This window comes from Pseudoalteromonas sp. SK18 (assembly GCF_001974855.1).
Taxonomy (GTDB): domain Bacteria; phylum Pseudomonadota; class Gammaproteobacteria; order Enterobacterales; family Alteromonadaceae; genus Pseudoalteromonas.
In genome coordinates, this window is sequence record NZ_MTQB01000003.1 from 16,084 (window position 1) to 36,931 (window position 20,848).

Consider the following 20,848-nt stretch of genomic DNA (forward strand, 5'->3'; position numbering starts at 1 on the left):
CACGATTTGAAATACACGTATTTAGCTTTAACCCTCGCCCCCCTATTAAATGTAGCTTTAGCTGCTCAGGCTAATGAAACAACTAGCTCTGACCCCATTGAGCGAATTGAGGTGGCAGGTCAAGCGCTTAAATCTAAAAACCTCTCTATTAAAAACACCACAGTAAATGGCCCTTTTGGCGACAACCTGGCCTTGCAAGACATAGCCCGCTCAGTGACCCCTATTTCTAAAGACTTAATTGAGCAACTTAACATAACAACATTGCACGATGTGCTCGCTGTCAGTCCTAATACATACGCGGCCAGTGGTTTTGGCGCACCAAGCTTACCGACGATCCGCGGCCAGTTAGGTGAGTTATTTCAAGATGGTACTCGACGTCAAGCCGGTAATAATGGGTTTGGTGTGCCGTTGTCGTTTAATGCGATAGAACAAATCGATGTGGTTAAAGGCGCACCACCTGTGCTGTTTGGTTCAAGCCAACGTAACGGTGGCTTTGTAAACTTGCACTCTAAAACAGCCTCAACTGATCAGCGCAAAGGCAATGTTAAAGTGTCTGCAGGAAGTTGGGATAAGTATAGCGCCCAAGTAGATTACAACGCACCGATTGTTGAGGATAAAATTGGCTTACGTGTAAGCTATGAGCATCTTGATCAGGGGAGTTATTATGACTACTCAGCCACACAAAGTGATAGCTTGTTTGCGGCATTAAAAATTTTACCGGATGACAAAAGCAGCTGGGACATTAACTTTGAACTGTACCAAACAGAATTTACCGATAACGCCGGTATAAACCGCCCTACCCAAGCGCTTATCGATCATAATCTTTATATTACTGGTCAAGGTTTACAAGCTAATGGCAGTACCGTACCTAGTGCAGGTTCTATTATATCGCCTACAGGGCAAGTAAAAATAGATACCAGTCGTGTACTTACCGATCCTGATAATCTCAATCAAGCAACCACTTATTTAGTTCATAGTATTTATAAGCGCGCACTTTCTGATGTGATGTCGATTAAAAACATTAGTTACTTCCAACATTTACAGCGTGAAGAAATAGCACAAAATAGCTTTGTTGAAATAATTGATGGCGCCGATACCGCACAAAACCGCACTGAACTTACGTATCAATGGAGCGATGAGCAGCAAACCTTATTCGCCGTTGATGTTCGCTACAATAAAGTATTGGGTTACAGCCAATTTACCACCGAAGCCGACACACCTATTGATTTAACCGGCCCACTTTCAAACCGCCGCATTCCATTAACTGATGCCCAAAAGGCACGTTTGGTAGAGCTGCGCCCTGGTGTATATGTATCCCCTGGTGGTCAGTACGATATTAACAATGATGGCAGTGGTGACTTTAACTTATCAGACACTACAGACTCACGCTCATGGCAAACCGGCATTGCCATTCAACAAGACTCACAGTGGACTGACAGCATACGTACTAGTGCTGGTTATCGTGTTGATTATTATGATGTAGAAGCAAATGACCCGATTGCACCTCAAGGGCAAATAGCGGCTAGTGATAGCATAAACGATACACTGCAATCAGCGCAGCTGAGCGTTAATTACTCAGTTAATGACGATTTAACCACTTATGCGGCAGCAAGCTATAACGAAGCCACCTCTAACAGCATGGCCGGCGGTAATACGTTAGGTGGTGATAATACAATTAGCGCACAAAATTTTGCTACGGAAAATACTTTAGTCGAGTTTGGGGTAAAATATGCGCCAACACAAAGCGACTGGTATGCAGATGCTGCTGTATTTAGCCAACGCCGCAGCTTACGTAATCGCGATGGTAGCAATACAGGCATTCGTACAACCGGATTTGAAAGCCAAGTATTTTATGATGCATATCCTTATTGGGTAAGCGCAGGCTACAGTTACATTGATGCCCGTTATGACAATTCTGCGACAGGCCAAGACTCTGCTCAAATAGCCGATGCATTTGATAATTCGCGCCCCGACATTATTGCGGGTAACAGCATAGGTGCACCAAGTTACACTGCTTTTGCGCCCTCAAACCGTCAAGTTCAAGGGATCCCAGAGCAATCATTAAGTTTAAACGCTAACTATGCAATTACCTCTCAGTGGCAAGCTGGATTTTCTGCCCTGTTTACTAAAAGCTACCCTTTAGATTTTTTGGCTACCGTATACATTCGCGATCAGCATACCTTAAATGTTAATACCAGCTATGCGTTTACCTCAGCGACTAAATTAAGACTCGATGTAAATAATATTACCGATCAGCAAAACTGGCGTCCTGTATTTGAAGGTGGCTATTTTGGCGCGACACTCGCGTTCCCAGAATTACCAATTAACGCTAAGCTCACACTTACCCATAACTTTTAAACCGTTTGAGAGATAACATGTTAAAAAAACTAAGTTTGTTATTACTGGCGGCGATAGGTGTCGGCTTATTCTTTTTTTATGACCTAAACCAGCTCCTTACCCTTGACGGGCTAAAAGGGTCAATGGCGCAATTTGATCAGTACAAAGCTCAATCACCGTTTTTGGTGATCGGGGGGTTCTTTTTACTTTATATATTAGTGACCGCGCTTTCACTGCCTGGTGCAGCTATTTTAACGCTAGCCGCTGGTGCATTCTTTGGTTTGGCTCAAGGGTTATTAGTTGCCTCGTTTGCCTCAAGCATTGGTGCTACGTTGGCATTTTTAGTGTCACGTTATTTATTGCGCGATACCATAAAAAAACGCTTTCCTGAACGTTTAGCCGCTATAGATACTGGGGTTGAAAAGGAAGGCGCATTTTACTTATTTACGCTGCGCTTAGTGCCTGTTTTTCCGTTCTTCTTAATTAATTTATTAATGGGTTTAACCGCTATTAAGTCATGGACTTTTTACTGGGTAAGCCAAATCGGGATGCTGGCGGGTACCTTTGTATTTGTGAACGCTGGTACCCAATTAGCACAAATAGATAGCTTATCGGGTATTTTATCGCTGGATTTAATTTTATCGTTTGCGTTATTAGGGGTATTCCCGTTAATTGCAAAAAGCCTAATAAATGCAATAAAAAAGCGCCGTGTTTATAAAAACTACACTAAACCTAAAACATTCGACCGCAACATGATTGTTATTGGTGCGGGCGCAGGCGGCTTAGTTACCAGCTATATTGCTGCTGCAGTAAAAGCTAAAGTTACCTTAATTGAAGCCGGCGAAATGGGCGGCGACTGCTTAAATACTGGCTGTGTACCTAGCAAAGCCATTATTAAAAGTGCAAAAGTAGCCCAGCAAATGCGCCAAGCTGAAAAATATGGGCTACAAAACACGACACCGCAGTTTTCGTTTAAAAAAGTAATGGCACGAGTGCAGCAAGTGGTTGCCGATATTGCCCCACACGACAGTGTTGAACGCTACACAAACTTAGGCGTAGAAGTAATAAAAGGCTACGCCAAACTTATCGACCCGTGGACGGTGGAAGTTAAATTAAATGATGGCGGCACGCAAACACTCACTGCCCGTACTATTGTTATTGCCACTGGTGCACGCCCATTTGTACCGCCACTTCCGGGTATTGAAGAAACCGGCTATGTCACCAGCGATACGTTATGGAGCAAATTTTCTGAGCTTGACGATGCACCTAAAAAGCTTGTAGTACTAGGCGGTGGGCCAATTGGTAGCGAATTGGCACAAAGCTTTGCGCGTTTAGGTTCAAACGTTACGCAAATTGAAATGGCTGAGCGCATTATGATCAAAGAAGACCTAGAGGTGTCTAAATTTGCTCACGAAGCGCTGACACAAAGCGGCGTAAACATTTTAACCTCACACCAAGCACTGCGCTGTGAAGCACGCAACGGTAAAAAATTCATTGTGGTAAAACATAACGACAACGAAATCGATATTGAATACGATGAGCTACTATGTGCTGTTGGCCGAAGCGCTCGCCTTAAAGGTTACGGCCTTGAAGAACTTGGCATAGAAACCAACCGTACTGTAGTCACAAACGAATACCTAGAAACACTCTACCCTAATATTTTTGCCGCAGGCGATATTGTAGGCCCGTATCAGTTTACTCATGTAGCCGCTCATCAGGGCTGGTACGCTGCAGTAAATGGCTTATTTGGTCAGTTTAAAAAGTTTAAAGTAGATTACCGTGTTATTCCTTGGACCACATTTATTGACCCAGAAGTAGCACGGGTGGGCATAAATGAACAAGAAGCGATTGAAAAAGGCATAGACTATGAAATTACCCGCTTTGAATTTGAAGAGCTAGATCGCGCCATCACCGAAAGCGCTAACAATGGTTTTATTAAAGTGATCACCCCTAAAGGTAAAGACAAAATACTCGGTGTTACTGTGGTTTCTGAACACGCTGGCGATTTAATTGCTGAGTTTGTGTTAGCCATGAAACACGGTTTAGGGCTTAATAAAATATTGGGCACCATTCACAGCTACCCAACATGGGCTGAAGGTAACAAATATGTGGCGGGCGAATGGAAACGTGCTCATGCTCCTGAAAAGGTACTTAAATTGCTGGAAAAATACCACGCCTGGCGCAGAGGCTAGTATGTTTAAAACACCTTTAAAAGCGCTATTGTTAGGTTCTGCTTTGCTTGCAACATCGTTTGCAAGCAAAGCTCAAAACATGCATGACAGCTGGAATGCATTATTAAACAATCATGTTGTAGCTATTAATCATGGCCACAGCACAGAGGTTGATTACACAGCAATAAAAGCTAAGCGCAAAGAACTTAAAACCTATTTAGATTCGTTATCGGCTGTTACGCAAAATGAGTTTGATACATGGGAAAAACCTAAGCAGCTGGCGTTTTTAGTTAATGCGTATAACGCTTTTACTGTTGAGCTAATATTAACAAAATACCCAGATCTTAAATCAATTAAAGATTTAGGCAGTTTTTTTAGCTCACCGTGGAGCAAAGAGTTTATTTTTCTGCTGGGTAAAACTCGTAGCTTAGATAACATAGAGCATGACTTAATCAGAGGTAGCGGTAAGTACAACGATCCTCGTATTCACTTTGCTGTAAATTGCGCAAGTATTGGCTGCCCTGCTCTTCGAGAGGAAGCCTACACCGCAAAAAAACTAGAGGCCCAATTACACCAACAAACAGTGCGTTTTTTATCTGATACGTCACGCAATAAACTACAAGGCAACACCCTAAAGCTGTCTTCTATATTCAAGTGGTATAAAGGTGATTTTACCAAAGGGTTTGAAGGGGCTAATTCATTATCACAGTTTTTATTACTATACGTTGATGCGCTCAATTTAGGGCCTGCCCAACAACAAAAATTAACAAGCGGCGACATGAAAATAGACTTTTTAGACTATAACTGGGATTTAAATGCGCGTCGTTAAGGCCTTTACAATATGCTTGCAAAGGTGTTTTTTTAGTATCACCATTTTTATGTGCCTACTCACGGCTTTTAGTGTATTTGCTAATGATGCGAGTAATAGTGCTTGGCAAAAAATCCAAAACCAAGGCAAAAACCAACCGGTGTATTTTTATGCGTGGGGCGGCGATGCACAAATAAATGCCTATATTCAGTGGGCTGCGCAGCAAGTAAAAGCTAAATATAACATTAACTTAGTACATGTAAAACTCAGTGATACTAGTGAAGCAGTAAGCCGCGTGCTTGCTGAAAAATCAGCAAATAATCATACCCAAGGCAGTGTCGATTTAATTTGGATCAATGGGGCTAACTTTGCTGCTATGAGTAAGCACGGGCTTTTACTAAAAGACTGGGCTGATAAATTACCTAATTTTATTTACACCAATCCAGAAAACAATCCCAGCGTGCTGTTTGATTTTGGTTTACCCACTCAGGGAATGGAAGCCCCTTGGGGGCAAGCCTCACTGACTTTTTATTACGATACGCTAGCAAAGAGCGCTCCACCTCAAACCCTTAATGAGCTATTAAGCTGGAGTAAAGCAAACCCAGGACGATTTAGTTACCCCAAACCCCCTGACTTTTTAGGAATGAGCTTTTTAAAGTATGCATTAGTGGTATTACACCAACATAGCGATGCAATGCTACAAGCAAAATTAAATCAACCCGCGACCGATGAAAACACAGCCCAAGTGCTTGACTCTTTGTGGGCATTTTTAAATAAATTGCACCCTAATCTTTGGCGTAGTGGTGAGTACTTTATGCAAAGCGGCGTACAAATGCGCCGTTTAATAGACGATACCGAGCTAAGTATTGGCTTTACGTTTTCGGCACCAGAAGTACCGGCTGCGGTAAAGCGTTATGATTTACCAAAAAGTATACGTAGCTACGCAATGCAAGATGGCAGCTTAAGCAATACTCACTTTGTCGCTATTCCTTATAATGCAAGCCATGTACAAAGTGCGCAATTAGTGGCTAACTTTTTATTAAGCCCCGCAGCGCAAGCGCATAAACAAAAACCCGCTATATGGGGTGACAAAACGGTATTAATTCAAACGACCTTAACCGCAGAGCAGCAGGCATTATTTAAGGCCGTGAAGCCGCATCCTAGCGCACTACCTCTTAATAGTATTAAACGCACACTCAGTGAGCCACATCCAAGCTGGGTAGAGGCGATTAACACTGGCTGGGAAGCCCGTTATGGAACAAGCCAATGAGTAAAGTACTCCATACAGCTGATTTATTCTCACGCCTAGTCAAAATAACACCTTACTGTTTGCTGGCACTGTTAACAATACCTGTATTGGGCGGCCTAATGGGAGTAATGTTGCCTGCCTTTGGCTGGGCGCCTGCCTTGAATAAAACCAGCATAAGTTTGGCTGGGTTTAATGCTTTATGGGATATGCCTGGGCTTTCACAAATGATAGGCCTGAGTATACGTACCGGACTAATTAGCACATTAATAGCGTTTGCACTCATGATTATTATGCTGGCTGCATTTTTTAATAGTGTATGGCTAAAACGAATTGAATACCTATTGAGCCCCATACTGGTTATTCCCCACGCTGCAGCGGCGATTGCAGTAAGCTTTTTAATCGCGCCATCGGGATTATTCACTCGCTTGTTTTCGCCTTGGTTAACGGGCTGGCAATTAGCACCTGAGGGCTCATTACCATATGATACTTTTGGCTGGAGCATTATTATTGGGCTTGTGCTTAAAGAACTGCCTTTTTTATTGCTCATTGCATTAGGTATTTTAGCGCAGCCTGAACTTGGCAAAAAGCTACGAAAGCAGCATCAAATTGCGGTTAATTTAGGTTATTACCCTATGGTGGCTTTTTTTAAGGTGGTGCTACCCAATTTATACCCACTGTTACGTTTACCCATTTTTGCAGTACTTGCTTATGCCAGTGCCAGCGTTGAAATGCCACTCATACTTGGGCCAAATACCCCCCCGACTTTAGCCGTTGCTATTATGCATTGGTTTAATGATGTTGATTTAACCCTGCGCATAAAGGCCTCGGCGGGTGCTCTGTTACAATTAGCGATCACTGTTGGGCTACTGCTAGTTTGGCTATTACTTGAAAAAGTCATTTCTATAGTTTTTAGTCAGTCACTCATCAACGGCCGACGCCATTATGCTCACCAACTTGTTCGTACTTTTACTTATGTCTTTACTTGCGTAATTTTAGCCTTTATTGCAGCTGCGTTAATTGGGTTAGTACTATGGTCAGTGGCTGGTTATTGGCGCTTTCCGGATACCCTACCCTCCAGTTTGGTATTACTGCACTTTGAAAATGCTTTTGCACACATACACACTCCTTTGTTTAATACTTTTGTTATTGGGTTTGTAAGCACGGGTTTTGCCACTATTTTGGTACTGTTATGCTTAGAAGCAGAACAAATAACAGCTAAACCTTTGTCGAAGTGGGCACAGATAATTATATACCTGCCATTGTTGGTGCCCAGTATTGCTTTTTTATTTGGTATTGTGTGGCTACAGCAGTTGCTAAATAGTCAGCATGCTTTTTTAAATGTGATATTTGTACATTTGTTATTTGTTTTACCCTATGTTTTTTTATCTATTGCGGATAGTTACAGGCGTTTAGACCCAAGATTAGCGCGTGTTGCTGCAAGCCTAGGTGCCACCCCATGGAAGGTGTTTTTCCAGGTTAAATTGCCACAGTTATTTGCGCCTATATTAATTGCAATGGCGCTGGGGCTAGCAATTAGTTTTGGCCAGTACTTATCAACCCTGTTAGCCGGTGGTGGCCGAATAGCCACCATAACCACCGAAGCCGTAACGTTGGCAAATGGTGCAAGTAGGCGCACCAGTGCTGTGTATGCAATACTACAAATGGGCTTACCCCTACTCGGCTTTATACTGGCGTGGGGATTACCTCGGTATGTTTTTAATAACAAGCAGCTATAATTTCAATATACTAAAGGGCGTTTAATGCAGCCATCATTACAAATTAAAAATTGTCAGCTTTATCGTCAAAACGAATTGTTACTGAGTTTAAATGAACAGGTTAAAGGTGGTGAAATTCTTACCATTATGGGGCCATCAGGGAGCGGTAAATCTAGCTTATTAAATTGGCTTACTGGCACATTACCTACGGGTCTTAATGCGACTGGCGAGGTGTGGCTAAATGATACTAATATTAGTTGCTTGCCCAGCCATTTACGCCATGTTGCTGTGCTATACCAAGACCCATTACTATTTTCGCATTTATCGGTTGGCGGTAATATTAGCTTTGCCATGCCAAAAATGGATAAAACACAACGCCAGCAGCAAATAGATCAAGCACTTACACACATAGGGCTAAAAGGTATGGCCAAACGCCATCCAGATACCCTCTCGGGTGGACAGCAAGCCCGTGTTGCTTTATTACGCTTATTGCTGAGTAAACCCAAAGCGATTTTACTCGATGAACCCTTTAGTAAGCTTGATCAGCAATTACGTATTGAAACCCGTCAGCTGGTGTTTTCACAAATTAGGGAATATCAGTTACCCGCCATTATGGTCACCCATGATGAAAGTGACGCAATAGCCACAAATGGCAAAATCATCAATCTAAACGTACAAAGTGATATTAATGTTAGATAAATTTATTACACCACTTATAAAACCGGTGCTTACTCCGTGCGTAAAACAGCTGCATAAGAAAGGAGTGAGTGCCGATCAATTAACCTTAATAGGTTTTTTAATTGGCTTGCTAGCCGTTCCACTGATTATTTTTGAATATTGGTACGGCGCATTAATCGTAATTTGTATTAATCGCATTTTTGATGGTCTTGATGGCGCACTCGCGCGTTACGCTCAGAGCAGTTCAAGCGCAGGGGGATATTTAGACATTACCCTCGACTTTTTGTTTTATGCGCTTATTCCTTTTGCGTTTATTTTAAGTAGCCCTGAGCAAAATGCATTGGCGGGGTCATTATTACTTGTGACTTTTATAGGCACAGGGTCGAGTTTTTTAGCGTTTGCGATTGCCGCCGAAAAATTTAAACTCGATAAACCGCAATTTAAATACAAAAGTTTTTACTACTTAAATGGCTTAACCGAAGGCACTGAAACCATTGCCTTGTTTATTGCCTTTTGTATTTGGCCGCAGTATTTTTCAATTCTTGCTGTTTTATTTGCCATTGCCTGCGCGATAACTATTTTTACCCGTATATATGGAGGTTATTACACCTTAAAACAGCAAGAAACCGCACTCAACGAGGTAAACCATGAGTCATGAAGTATATTGGCGGCTAGGCTTCTTTTTTAGCGTACTAGCAATAATGATGCTGCTTGAATGGCAAAAGCCTGCACGCCAATCAACTATTAAAAATAGGTCACGCTGGTTTGCTAATTTTGGATTAACCTTTACTTCTACCCTGCTTGCACGCTTTACAGTGCCGGTTGGATTAACTGCGGTTGCTGCTTATTATCAGCAGCATGGAATTGGGCTATTTAATCAACTCAATGTCTCACCACTCATTGTAGTGATACTCAGCTTACTTTTGCTTGATTTAATTATTTACTGGCAGCATCGGCTTTTTCATCAGGTGCCTATTTTGTGGCGTTTGCACCGCGTACACCACGCTGATGCACATATTGATACCAGTACCGGTCTGCGATTTCATCCTATTGAAATTGTACTCAGCATACTTATAAAATTGATTGCCGTTACCGCTTTGGGTGTACCTGCTATTGCAGTATTAATATTTGAAATTGCACTCAATGGGTTAGCACTGTTTAATCATGCGAATATTCGCTTGCCAAACGCAATAGAAAAACCACTGCGCCTCATCCTTATCACTCAAGTGCTGCACCGCATACATCACAGCCAAAACCCCGAAGAAACAAACAGTAACTTTGGCTTTAGTGTAACTTGGTGGGATCGACTTTTTGGCAGCTACAAAACCAGCGCCACATTATCAGACAACGAGATAAACATCGGCCTAGCCCAATATCCCGATCCAAAACAAAACGCATCCTTGTGGCATTTGTTAACGTTACCATTTAAAAAGTAGCAATAAGCTAAACTAAGCAAAAAATTTAGCTTAATTTATAACATTATCTGAGCGTTTGACCCGTTACATTAACAAAAGCAGTTCATTTAAAGTAAATCAATTGTAAATTATTTAAACAAATTCTTGACCCAATTAGAAATCCCCCATATTATTTGTAAGCGCTTACATTTACCACACAGAAAAAATGTAAGCGCTTACAAAAATGACAAAATCAACAAATACACTATATTCTGACAATAATCAGTTGAACGGGGTTCAGTTATGAACATTGAAACAACACGCATTACTCGCATTTTAGCTGCTATTTCATTAGTATCTTTGGCGGGTTGTGGTGGTGACGCAGCGACTACTACCACCGATATTGAAAAAGTAAATCCTACTGAACCAGTCTCAGACTGGCGTATGGTATGGAATGATGAATTTGACAGCACAAGCATTGATGCTAACAAGTGGAACTTTGAATTAAACTGCGCTGGCGGTGGTAACAACGAAAAACAATGTTACACCGACAGTGAACAAAACGCCTTTATTAAAGACGGTGTACTAAACATAGTCGCCTTACCTGCTGAAGAAGGCGCAGAAAAACCATACACGTCAGCACGTTTAAATACCCGTTACAACGCCGATTTTACTTATGGCCGCTTTGAAATGCGTGCCAAACTACCTGCTGGTCAAGGAAGTTGGCCTGCATTTTGGATGATGCCAACCGATGAAGAATATGGTACCTGGCCACGCTCTGGCGAAATTGATATTTTAGAAGCAGTTAATCTAAAAACAGTCGCAGAAGATGGCACTGTTGAAGCAAATGTTTATGGCACACTTCATTATGGCCGTGAATGGCCAAATAACTCAAGCTCAGGCAAAGCTTATGCCCTGCCTGAGGGAATGAACCCCGCTGACGATTTCCATACTTATGCAATAGAATGGCAAGAAGGCGAAATACGCTGGTACGTAGATGGCTACTTATACGCCACACAACGTCGCTCTGAAATTCGTTATAATTCTAAAGATGAAGCAGTTGGCCTAAAACATAAAGGCTGGTTTGCTGAATACTTCGAACAAGGCAGTGGCGAACTTACTACTCACTGGGATAATGCCCCATTTGATAAAGATTTTTATCTTATATTAAATCATGCTGTTGGCGGCGACTGGCCAGAAAATGTAAATAATTTAGGCATTGACGAAACTGCATTTGCAGAAGGTCAAAGTTTTGAAATTGATTACGTTCGTGTTTATGAATGTGCCTCAGATCCGGCCACCGGTAAAGGCTGTGAAACAGTTCGCCCTGGTTACGATAGCTTAGACGATGCACTTGTGGAAGGTGAGGCACCTTTACCACCACCGCCACCAAGTGAAGCCCCTGCAGAAAATCTGGATGTGTTTGATGGTAGTTTAAATGCTAACTGGATTGCTTGGGATTGTTGTGGTGGAACAACACCTGAAACAATTACTGACGCTGATAAAGGCGACGTTATTAAATTTAATATTAATGACAATAACGGCACTGTATTAGGTTTCTCTACTCGTGGCGGTCACTTCCCTGATGATTTTGCAGGAACATCATCACCATTTGACGCATCACCCCTACTTGAATATAACGGTCGTTTAACTTTTGATATGAAAGTAGTTACTCCTCCAACATCAGATACTACATGGCTATTGAAAGCTGAAGCTGGAGATGGTGGCCCTAATACCGGCGATGTAGCCTTAACTGAAAGCAATGAAGGCTTAGCCCCTGTTACTGGCCAATGGCAAACTTACACCTTCCCACTATCAATGCTGCAAGAAAAAGACTTAGATTTAAGTGCTATTGATGTACTAATGGTATTCCCAGCATGGCAGACCGGTGAAGGTGCCGAGTACTTAATTACCAACGTAGCAATTGAAGGTGATTTACCTGAGCCTCCACAGGTAGACTTGTTTACCGATGGGCAAAACCTTGATTGGCCAATGTGGGATTGTTGTGGTGGCTCTACTCCAACAGAAGTAATGGATGATGCAGAACATGGTTTAACAGCTGAATTCACTATTGGCGAAGCCCCCACTGTAATGGGCTTTAATACTCGTTCATCTGCTGGTGGTAGCGATACTCCATTTGATGCAACCAGCATTTTAGAAAATGGTGTACTACAGTTTGATGTGAAAGTGATGTCAAACCCAAATAACCCAGATGCAACTTGGTTAATGAAAATTGAATCTAATGAGGGTGATACCGCAGTAGAATTACCATTAACAGATGCTGGCGATGCACCTGCTGTAGGTGAGTGGAAAACTTATACCTTTACATTCGCTGACTTAGCGGGTGCCGGTTTAGATGTTAGTGCCATTGATGTAGTAATGATATTCCCAGCATGGGGCACAGGTGAAGGTGCGGTTTACCGTGTTGATAACGCTAAAATGTACGATCCTAGTGCATCAGCAGGCGATGAAATCACTATTTTCCAAGATACTGCCGCAGATATGTGGAGTATTTGGGACTGTTGTGGTGGCTCTACACCGACTGAAGAAACTGACGATGCTGATCACGGCACTGTGGCAGAGTTTGTAATTGGCTCTGCGCCAACAGTAATGGGCTTTTTAGCGGACGACGGTATCTCTTTTGATGCATCAGCAATATTAGCCAATGGTGTTGTGCAATTTGAAATGAAAATGGTGACACCACCAAATGACCCTGACTCAGTATGGACATTTAAAATTGAGTCAACAGGTGCAGCAACAGCGGTAGAGCTTCCTCTTGCACAAAGCGTTGAAGGTGAAGTACCTGTTATTGGACAGTGGCAAACATACACGTTTACGTTGCAATCATTATTTGATGCAGGTTTAGACATTAGCGACATCAATGTACTGATGATGTTCCCAGCGTGGGGAACAGGTGAAGGTGCAGTTTACCGTATAGACAACGTAGTTATCGCTAACCCATAAACCCTAATTCAGTGGTAGGTACTAAATTATAAGTACCTACTTACCGTAAAAAATTAAGTAAAAGCAGAGCAATTATGAACACAAATAAGTTTAAAAAAAGCCCACTAGCGGCTTCTGTGTCACTTATCATCGCTGCAAGCACATTTAACTTCGCATACGCAGCGCAAGAAAATACTGCCGAACCTGAACTAGAAGTTATTGAAGTAAAAGGTATTCGTGGCTCACTCATTCGTTCAATGGATGTAAAACGCGATGCATCAGGCGTGGTTGATGCCATTTCTGCTGAAGAAATGGGTAAATTCCCAGATACTAACTTAGCAGAATCACTACAGCGTATAACCGGCGTATCGGTGAGTCGTTCAAACGGTGAAGGTAGCCAAATTACCGTACGTGGTTTTGGCCCATCATTTAACCTTGTAACACTTAACGGCCGTCAAATGGCAGGCACCGGTTTTACCCGCTCATTTAACTTTGAAAACTTATCATCTGAAGGTGTTAGTTCATTAGAAGTTATGAAAACAGCCCGTGCCGACACCCCTACGGGTGGTTTAGGCGCAACGGTTAATATTGTTACTGCTAAACCGCTGCAAAAGCCGGGTCAACGTTTTTCTGTAATGGCAAAAGGCATACACGACACCTCAGTAGAAGAAGGTGATAAAGTTACTCCTGAAATAGCAGGTATTTACAGTAATACTTTCGCAGACGAAATGTTTGGTTTTTCAGCAAACTTTTCATACCACCGTCGTGATTTTCAGCGCCAAGCTGCAAATGTTCGCTCTTGGTTAGTCAATCCTGATTTATCAGTGGATGCTGAAAACATAATCGACAACCGCCCAATGGATGCCGATGGCAATCCAGCTAAACAGTTTTTTGATCCTAATGCTGGGGAGAGTGGTGAATATGTATCAGCAGCCTTCTTCCCGCAAGAAGTCAGCTTTGCAAAAGATGACATTCAGCGTGAACGTTTAAATGCTCAAGCCACTTTTCAGTTTGCACCAACAGACAACTTAACGTTTACCTTAGACCACACGATATCAAATGCTACAACAGGTAATAATTCGTTATCGTGGGGTATTTGGAACGGCTCATTTGGCGGCAATGGTAATGCCTATGAGCTAGATGAAAACGGCACCGCTATTTATTATAATTCAGCAGGTGATGACGCGTCATTCACAGCTTTTCGTGAAACTTCAGAAGTAGACTCAAAAGCAACCGGTATTAATGTTGAGTGGTTAGCAACAGAAAACCTAAGTTTTAATTTTGATGCGCATACTTCAAAAACCACTACAGATAACGGTAAAGATCCAGGCTTAAACTCTAATGCCCGTATTATTTTGGGCTCAGCCGATCTCTCGACTAAAGAATACTTTTTCCGCGAAGGCGATGTGCCCGGTTTCAATATAAATTGGAACAACGGCACACAAGAAGTGAATCCTAATCAAATTGGCTCTAACTTTAGCATTTTCACTCGAACGCCGGGTGAGTCAGAAGTATCTCAAGTTCAATTAGATGGTAAATTATTTACTTACACAGATATTGGCCTTGAAACTGTAAAATTTGGCGCAGCTTATACCAAACAAACACTTAGTGGTTGGGGTGGTTCTAATAATGCCAATGCACCTGGCTTTAACAACGGTACATTCGCTGAAATTTTCCCGGATGCGATGTTCGAAAGAGTTGATTTAAGTGGATTCCTTGACGAGTTTTCATTTGGCCCTAACGGCGTAGCGCCAGGTTATGCTTATACTTATGACCTTGATGAAGCATTTGCTCGTCAAAGTGCTTATTTAACCGAAGACGTTATTGGCAGTGACTACTACCGCATTGGTAGCTTTGACCGCTTCCCAACTAACGAAGTTGAAGAAGAAACCATTAGTGTGTATCTCTCTAGCAACTGGGTATTTGACGTTAGCGACTACGAAGTTTTTGTTAATTTAGGTCTTCGTTATGAAGAAACCGATATCGTCAGCCCAGCTAAAAGCCGGGTAGCTGAACAAGTTTATTGGGCTGGCGGTGCAGAGTGGTTAACTCAATTTGCCGCTGGTGGCGAATTAGTTGAAGTAGACTATGAAGGTCAGTACGACTTACTACTGCCTATGATTGATATTAAAGTGGATCTTACTGATGACTTAGTAACCCGCGCATCATGGGGTCAAACAATCACCAGACCAACTCTTGGCGATATGTTAGGTAACTTAGCTTTAACTCCATCTCCTAAATTAAACTCAAGAAGTGGTAGCCGTGGTAATCCAAACCTAGAACCATTTAAGTCAACAAACTTTGACTTAAGTCTTGAGTACTATTACAGCGAAGGCAGTTACGCTGCAGTTGGTTTATTCTGGAAAGACGTGGATAACTGGATTGACAACACCCAGGTTAAAACCACCTTCGAAGGTTTACATGATGTGTATTTAGGTCAGCGTTGGAACAACGCAGTAGCCGCCATAGAAGGCCGTGGCGATCAAGCAACTGACACTGCAATTTACAATGAAATTGTAGCTAATGGCGTAGGCATTGGTGAAAACAACCGTATATTACCAGACCCAGCAACCGATCCGCTGATTGAATGGACGATTAATTCACCTGAGAATGTGGGTTCACGTAAAGTAAACGGAATGGAGTTTGCTGTTCAACACTTGTTTGGTGACTCAGGCTTTGGTGCGGGCTTTAATGCCACCGTTGTTGATGGCGATGTAGAGTACGATAACTATTACCTTGCCTCTCAAGCGGTATTAGCTGGTTTAAGTGACTCTGCAAACCTACAAGGCTTCTATGAAAAAGATGGCTTATCGGTAAAAATTACCGGTGCATGGCGTGATGAGTACTTAATTGCGCAAGGTTTACCTGATTCAGGTGCTTCAGCGCCGCCACAATATGCTGAAGAGTACTTGCAGTGGGATATTAGTGTTAACTACGAAGTTAACGAAAGCACAACGGTATTCTTTGAAGGTGTGAACTTAACTAACGAAACCGAGCGTTCATTTAGCCGCTTCGAAAGTCAATTCTTAAGCGCGGCTCAATACGGCCCTCGTTATGCCTTTGGCGTTAGATACTCTATGGGCAATTAATACATTGCCTAAACACAGTTTTTGATTAACCCCTATAATTGAAAAGTCAAAGCCGCTCATTGAGCGGCTTTTTTCATAAATGTTTAACTTTTTCTAATAACTTGTCGGTTGTCCAATCAATATCGTTATAGGCAATATCGGGGTTGTAGTAATCACCCTTTCCTCTTGCTCTATTAACATACACTTTATTAGGGATAATCACTTTACCTAACCCTGAGGGTAACTCGGCTAATCGAACATCCATATACAATGAGTCAGCACTACTTGGCGCGCCAAATAACTGAGTATTTGTAAATTGCTTAAATACATCAATGGCATCAAGACACGCACTTGCACACTGTGGCGGTACAATAACAAGAACCTGTGTTTTAAAGTCACTCACTGGTACCGTACTTTCGCTTAGGTTTGATTTACTTTGCTTTTCTTCGATGTAAAATGGCTTATTGTTTTCAAGTGACTGCACCATACCTGCTGCTATTTCTTTAATCAATTCATGAACTTCAGGTTGATCTTTTACCACATCAATTAACGATTTTACATAGTTAGTATTGTCTTTTGACGCTCTCCACCAAACCCGGCTATTTTGTGAGTAGCTATCCATTTTTTGTTCAACAACTTGCTCACCCCACAGCGCTTTTGCAAGCGTTAAGCTCCAATACGACGAGCCACCTTGGTTATGACGAAGATCTAAAACCACCGTTTTTGCACTGAGTAACTTAGAACGTTGAACAGTCACTTTTTTATACAGGTTATTGTAATCCTTAGTTTGCTTATCGTTATTTGCAAAACTAGGCATAGCAATCCACGCTATGTTTTGCGCAGGCCATGTTAAGTCGGTTGCAAGCTCATCCCCATTATAGGCATGTGTTAAATGCTTAGTTACGCTCTGTGGCTGAACAGACCAATCAAGGGCTTTACTGTAGGATTGTCCATTGGCTTTAACAAATTGACATTCTTTTAGAGGTGTTAAAAATGGGTTGCCCTCATCAACAAGTAACCGCCAACCTTGCTGCCACCAATGCCCAGGCTGTGTAACCTGTCCATGAAACTTAAACACTCTTTGTCGCATTAACGTCTCTGTACTTTGCCCATCGCAACCAGTTATCACGTCGCCTTTATTTATATTATCTGTTTCACTGTAATACACTTTTAGTGCATCACCCCGCCAAACTGCACGAAAACCAGGCCAGCGACGAGCAGGTCGTTCAACACATGAAAACACACCAGCATGACCATCTTGTAGCACAGTACTAAAACGCGCTATTGCCGCAACATGAACCTGTGGCCCGCTCGCTTTAGCAGACAGTGCAAATGCTTCTGCTTTTGCTTGCTTTAATAGCTCAGGAAAGGCTGGGTTGTTAACATCAAACATGCCAGGGTGATTTTTTGCCGATATGCTGTAAGCAGCTTCAATATCACGCTCAGTAACACTGCGCCATTGCTCTGGGGTTTGAGGAGAAGCCGATAATTTGGCCATGCTGAAGGTAGGCGTAATCAATAAAGCGCTCAATAAAGTACGGCTAACTATTTTTGTTTTTATGTTCATGAAAATCCATTTTAAATTAGGCTATATAATTACTGTAAACTCATTTGGTAGAACTAAAAATACATTAAATCAAATAGATATTAGCAAATTATTTTTACAGCAGTAACTTAGCAACATTAAAAGCAGCTAGCAATGAGCAAGATTTAAAATCAACAGGCTTTAAATTTAGAGCAACAGCTTACTTAGAGGTTTGTTCAATTTTGGTTTGCAGTAGTGTTATGCGGGCGTTGAGTTTTCTAAAGGTATACTGTGAATAGAAAAAGTTTAAAAAGAAGGCAGCAAAACCTGAGCAAGCAAGCCCTATCAATGGGCTGAAATAAAACATTAACAATAAAACAATTACAGCCATCGCTAACGTAAGTCCCAAATAATGAGATGCACTAAATAACTTTCGGTTGTTTTTTTCAAGTTGTACTAGATGAGAATCTATATGCATTAAAAATTTCCTTTTTGACAAATAAACGTTAACTATTTTGAGCTTTACTACCTACATAGCATTATTTAAAAAATGAGTTACTCCACTGCGCCTTAGTTAATCGGTATAACTGTACGGCACGACCGTGAAATTCATGATTACTGTAGTCTGTAAAGCCAATTTTCTTTGCTACTTTTAATGACGCAATATGCTCAGGTTCAATAATAACAACGACGGATTGATGAGTAGTTTGCGCAAACACATACTTTAAAACACCTTTAGCCGCTTCGCATGCTAACCCTTTATTCCAAAACTCGACCGCTAATCGATATCCTAAATTAGGCTCTTCGTTACCCGCGATACTTTGTGGGGAAATACCACAAAATCCAATCAATAAATCGCTGCTTTTATCTATTAATGCCCATGGCCCCAAACCATATGAATCGTAACATTGTATACACCACTTTATAAACTCACCAGTTGCAGCTTCATCGCACACACCACGAATTGAGTATCTCATCACCTCATCGTCACTAAGAATTTTACTTAATGCCGGCACATCATCAGTTGAAAATGGCCGGATAACTAACCTTTGGGTTTCACAAATTTTCACTCAAACCTCCTTGTAATCATTGCTATAAGCTTTTAAAAAAGCCCGAAAATAAGCGATTAATATCGGTGTTCAGTTGTTTAATTTTGGCCTGTAAATTATATTCGTTGTGAATACGATTAAATAGTAAAAATCACAAAGCAGCTATTCATTACCTTTAAATTGATTAATTCAGCTGCTCTAAACGATATAAAACTAAGCCATCTTCTTTTAGAGTAAAGCTCCATTTACTATGCCCTTTGGAAAAGTTGAACTGATTTACATTGTCTGCTGGTTTAATATTTTCTAAAAATAGACCGACTTCAGAACCTTCAATTATAAAACTTCCCTGAGAACTATTAGTATCTAAGTCATTAACTACCTTAATATGCTTGGTTGATTCGGGTAAAATATCAGGCAGCCAACCTCTTTCAAATAAGCTATCTTTTTGTGCATCGGTGTAAGTTGCGTACTGAGTAGTAACTTCATCCGAGCAACCAAAAATTAATAAAGTAGATAAAATAAGTACGACTGTTTTCATCATTATCCTATTAGTTAATGCGGCTCCAAACAATGAGCAGCATTTTTTTATAAAAACTTAACCAACAACCGTAATGTTATCGATTGACGGTACATTAATATGAGTTTGAAAATAATATTTATTTGTTAACATGCCGTTTGAAATAAAATATATTTTTACTCTTTTAGCTTCACCAGTCACTGCAACTGTTTTATTAACAAAAAAAGTTTCAGGTGTTGCACCATACTTTTCTAGTAATGCAGACGCCACACCTGGTGCAATAGTCACTGTAATTGATCTTCGGTCTCTGTAATCTAATTCTGTGTTTAGGAAAACCTCACCTCTTTTTTCGCCCGAGGCTTTAATTTTAAATTTAAAAGACCCCTCTACGGCATTAGGCGCATTTGATTCGGTTAATACAATTAAGTTCATTGCATCGTTTAGATTAGTACTGAGTGAAGAGCTACATGCGCTCAAAAATAAACAGAGGATTAATATTAGGTACTTCAATGTATGACTTCCTTGCTAATAAGCTGAGTTATTTATTTCTTTTTATGTTTCGAATACCACATAAAACGTTCAAATAATATTCCTACTAAAAAGCCTCTTAGTAAAATAAAACGGAATTTATTGAAGTTTATATTCATGAGTCTTCTTTGAGTTATGACGCCAAATAATAAGATAAAATCAGCACAAAGCTGATGTATTTTTTAGATTGACGAGCTTAACGCTGAAATAAATCATAGGCGTTAATGATTAGTTTAAAACTACGTTAACACTATTGAAAAAACACTTAACCAACTTAATTGAATACCATAAGAGATACGTTGATAGGTACCAGGTTTACTTTGTAGTTTTATTGCTTTAGCCATAGCAAACAGATAATAAACTGTAGCGATAACAGAAACAATTGAAAAAACACGAAAGTATAGAGAGATAACTTCTGTGGTTGGACTAATCGCTATTAATATTGGTGCTACAACCAGCGAAAGTAACATAATAAAACCAGCCCAAGAATGTACCTTGCAGCTAAAAGTTGGATGTTTAGTAAATGGGTCAGCATCCATAGGAAAATAACCCGCAACCCAGGTACCAATACCATGCACTATAACTAACCAACCAGCAATATTAACCAATATAGAAACATTAGCCAATTGCGCCAAATACCCGCCAAAAAAGCAAAATAGAAGACCTAAAGGATAGTTATTAATTAAGGGCGACAGTTTTTCAGTTGGGCTTCCTGTTGCACCTAATTCACTACAAAATTGTTTAGAATGGCTGTAACCTTCATAAAATCGACTTGCTACATAAACGCCAATAAATATCCATAATGTGGCTATTAACCCTGAATAAATCGCAATCGTTTCAAACATCACCATAATCCTTTTTGTGAT

The 20,848-nt window shown here is 41.0% G+C and carries 16 protein-coding genes; 10 read left to right on the top strand and 6 right to left on the bottom strand.

Annotated elements, in window-relative coordinates; translation table 11 throughout:
• The first annotated feature begins 6 nt into the window (after positions 1-6).
• The 10 genes from BW139_RS03590 (at position 7) to BW139_RS03635 (ending at position 16,384) form a co-directional block, all read left to right on the top strand.
• Positions 7-2,358, top strand: a complete 2,352-nt coding sequence (locus BW139_RS03590) for a TonB-dependent siderophore receptor (RefSeq protein ID WP_076918705.1) — start codon at positions 7-9, stop codon at positions 2,356-2,358.
• Positions 2,359-2,375: 17 nt separating this feature from the next.
• Positions 2,376-4,529 carry an FAD-dependent oxidoreductase gene (locus BW139_RS03595; protein ID WP_076918706.1) on the top strand — a complete coding sequence of 718 codons (2,154 nt, stop codon included), beginning with the start codon at positions 2,376-2,378 and terminating at the stop codon, positions 4,527-4,529.
• Between the two features lies 1 nt (position 4,530).
• Positions 4,531-5,337 carry a DUF547 domain-containing protein gene (locus tag BW139_RS03600; RefSeq protein WP_076918707.1) on the top strand — a complete coding sequence of 269 codons (807 nt, stop codon included), beginning with the start codon at positions 4,531-4,533 and terminating at the stop codon, positions 5,335-5,337.
• A 49-nt stretch (positions 5,338-5,386) separates the two neighbouring features.
• Entirely contained in the window at positions 5,387-6,586 is a 1,200-nt protein-coding gene (locus tag BW139_RS03605; protein WP_076918708.1) for an ABC transporter substrate-binding protein, read from the top strand.
• Positions 6,583-8,301 (top strand): ABC transporter permease, encoded by a 1,719-nt coding sequence (locus BW139_RS03610; protein WP_076918709.1) that lies wholly within the window; start codon positions 6,583-6,585, stop codon positions 8,299-8,301. The genes BW139_RS03605 and BW139_RS03610 overlap by 4 nt, the downstream gene beginning before the upstream one ends.
• A gap of 24 nt (positions 8,302-8,325) precedes the next feature.
• On the top strand, positions 8,326-8,979 hold the full coding sequence (locus BW139_RS03615; RefSeq protein ID WP_076918710.1) for an ATP-binding cassette domain-containing protein: 654 nt from the start codon (positions 8,326-8,328) through the stop codon (positions 8,977-8,979).
• Positions 8,969-9,616: a CDP-alcohol phosphatidyltransferase family protein gene (locus BW139_RS03620; protein WP_076918711.1), complete on the top strand. Its 648-nt coding sequence runs from the start codon at positions 8,969-8,971 to the stop codon at positions 9,614-9,616. The genes BW139_RS03615 and BW139_RS03620 overlap by 11 nt, the downstream gene beginning before the upstream one ends.
• Positions 9,606-10,394: a sterol desaturase family protein gene (locus tag BW139_RS03625; RefSeq protein WP_076918712.1), complete on the top strand. Its 789-nt coding sequence runs from the start codon at positions 9,606-9,608 to the stop codon at positions 10,392-10,394. The genes BW139_RS03620 and BW139_RS03625 overlap by 11 nt, the downstream gene beginning before the upstream one ends.
• 261 nt (positions 10,395-10,655) lie before the next feature.
• On the top strand, positions 10,656-13,316 hold the full coding sequence (locus BW139_RS03630; protein ID WP_076918713.1) for a glycoside hydrolase family 16 protein: 2,661 nt from the start codon (positions 10,656-10,658) through the stop codon (positions 13,314-13,316).
• 74 nt (positions 13,317-13,390) lie between these two features.
• Positions 13,391-16,384, top strand: a complete 2,994-nt coding sequence (locus tag BW139_RS03635) for a TonB-dependent receptor (protein WP_076918714.1) — start codon at positions 13,391-13,393, stop codon at positions 16,382-16,384.
• Between the two features lie 73 nt (positions 16,385-16,457).
• On the opposite strand, the gene BW139_RS03640 is transcribed toward BW139_RS03635, so the two are convergent.
• From BW139_RS03640 to BW139_RS03665, 6 genes are all read right to left on the bottom strand, one after another.
• A complete protein-coding gene (locus tag BW139_RS03640) occupies positions 16,458-17,930 on the bottom strand; it encodes a S41 family peptidase (RefSeq protein ID WP_076918715.1) in 1,473 nt (490 codons plus the stop codon).
• Positions 17,931-18,108: 178 nt separating this feature from the next.
• Entirely contained in the window at positions 18,109-18,366 is a 258-nt protein-coding gene (locus BW139_RS03645; protein ID WP_076918716.1) for a hypothetical protein, read from the bottom strand.
• Positions 18,367-18,427: 61 nt separating this feature from the next.
• Positions 18,428-18,958 carry a GNAT family N-acetyltransferase gene (locus BW139_RS03650; protein ID WP_076918717.1) on the bottom strand — a complete coding sequence of 177 codons (531 nt, stop codon included), beginning with the start codon at positions 18,956-18,958 and terminating at the stop codon, positions 18,428-18,430.
• Between the two features lie 163 nt (positions 18,959-19,121).
• A complete protein-coding gene (locus BW139_RS03655) occupies positions 19,122-19,475 on the bottom strand; it encodes a hypothetical protein (RefSeq protein ID WP_076918718.1) in 354 nt (117 codons plus the stop codon).
• 57 nt (positions 19,476-19,532) lie between these two features.
• Positions 19,533-19,886, bottom strand: a complete 354-nt coding sequence (locus BW139_RS03660; RefSeq protein ID WP_254844942.1) for a hypothetical protein — start codon at positions 19,884-19,886, stop codon at positions 19,533-19,535.
• Between the two features lie 335 nt (positions 19,887-20,221).
• Positions 20,222-20,827 (bottom strand): DUF998 domain-containing protein, encoded by a 606-nt coding sequence (locus tag BW139_RS03665; protein ID WP_076918720.1) that lies wholly within the window; start codon positions 20,825-20,827, stop codon positions 20,222-20,224.
• Positions 20,828-20,848 lie beyond the last annotated feature (21 nt).

Excerpts from the sequence above, each read along its gene's own strand:
- BW139_RS03595 (WP_076918706.1), top strand. The coding sequence starts at position 2,376 with ATGTTAAAAAAACTAAGTTTGTTATTACTGGCGGCGATAGGTGTCGGC.
- BW139_RS03600 (WP_076918707.1), top strand. The coding sequence starts at position 4,531 with ATGTTTAAAACACCTTTAAAAGCGCTATTGTTAGGTTCTGCTTTGCTT.
- BW139_RS03605 (WP_076918708.1), top strand. The coding sequence starts at position 5,387 with ATGTGCCTACTCACGGCTTTTAGTGTATTTGCTAATGATGCGAGTAAT.
- BW139_RS03610 (WP_076918709.1), top strand. The coding sequence starts at position 6,583 with ATGAGTAAAGTACTCCATACAGCTGATTTATTCTCACGCCTAGTCAAA.
- BW139_RS03615 (WP_076918710.1), top strand. The coding sequence starts at position 8,326 with ATGCAGCCATCATTACAAATTAAAAATTGTCAGCTTTATCGTCAAAAC.
- BW139_RS03620 (WP_076918711.1), top strand. The coding sequence starts at position 8,969 with ATGTTAGATAAATTTATTACACCACTTATAAAACCGGTGCTTACTCCG.
- BW139_RS03625 (WP_076918712.1), top strand. The coding sequence starts at position 9,606 with ATGAGTCATGAAGTATATTGGCGGCTAGGCTTCTTTTTTAGCGTACTA.
- BW139_RS03630 (WP_076918713.1), top strand. The coding sequence starts at position 10,656 with ATGAACATTGAAACAACACGCATTACTCGCATTTTAGCTGCTATTTCA.
- BW139_RS03635 (WP_076918714.1), top strand. The coding sequence starts at position 13,391 with ATGAACACAAATAAGTTTAAAAAAAGCCCACTAGCGGCTTCTGTGTCA.
- BW139_RS03640 (WP_076918715.1), bottom strand. The coding sequence starts at position 17,930 with ATGAACATAAAAACAAAAATAGTTAGCCGTACTTTATTGAGCGCTTTA.
- BW139_RS03645 (WP_076918716.1), bottom strand. The coding sequence starts at position 18,366 with ATGCATATAGATTCTCATCTAGTACAACTTGAAAAAAACAACCGAAAG.
- BW139_RS03655 (WP_076918718.1), bottom strand. The coding sequence starts at position 19,475 with ATGAAAACAGTCGTACTTATTTTATCTACTTTATTAATTTTTGGTTGC.
- BW139_RS03660 (WP_254844942.1), bottom strand. The coding sequence starts at position 19,886 with ATGAACTTAATTGTATTAACCGAATCAAATGCGCCTAATGCCGTAGAG.
- BW139_RS03665 (WP_076918720.1), bottom strand. The coding sequence starts at position 20,827 with ATGTTTGAAACGATTGCGATTTATTCAGGGTTAATAGCCACATTATGG.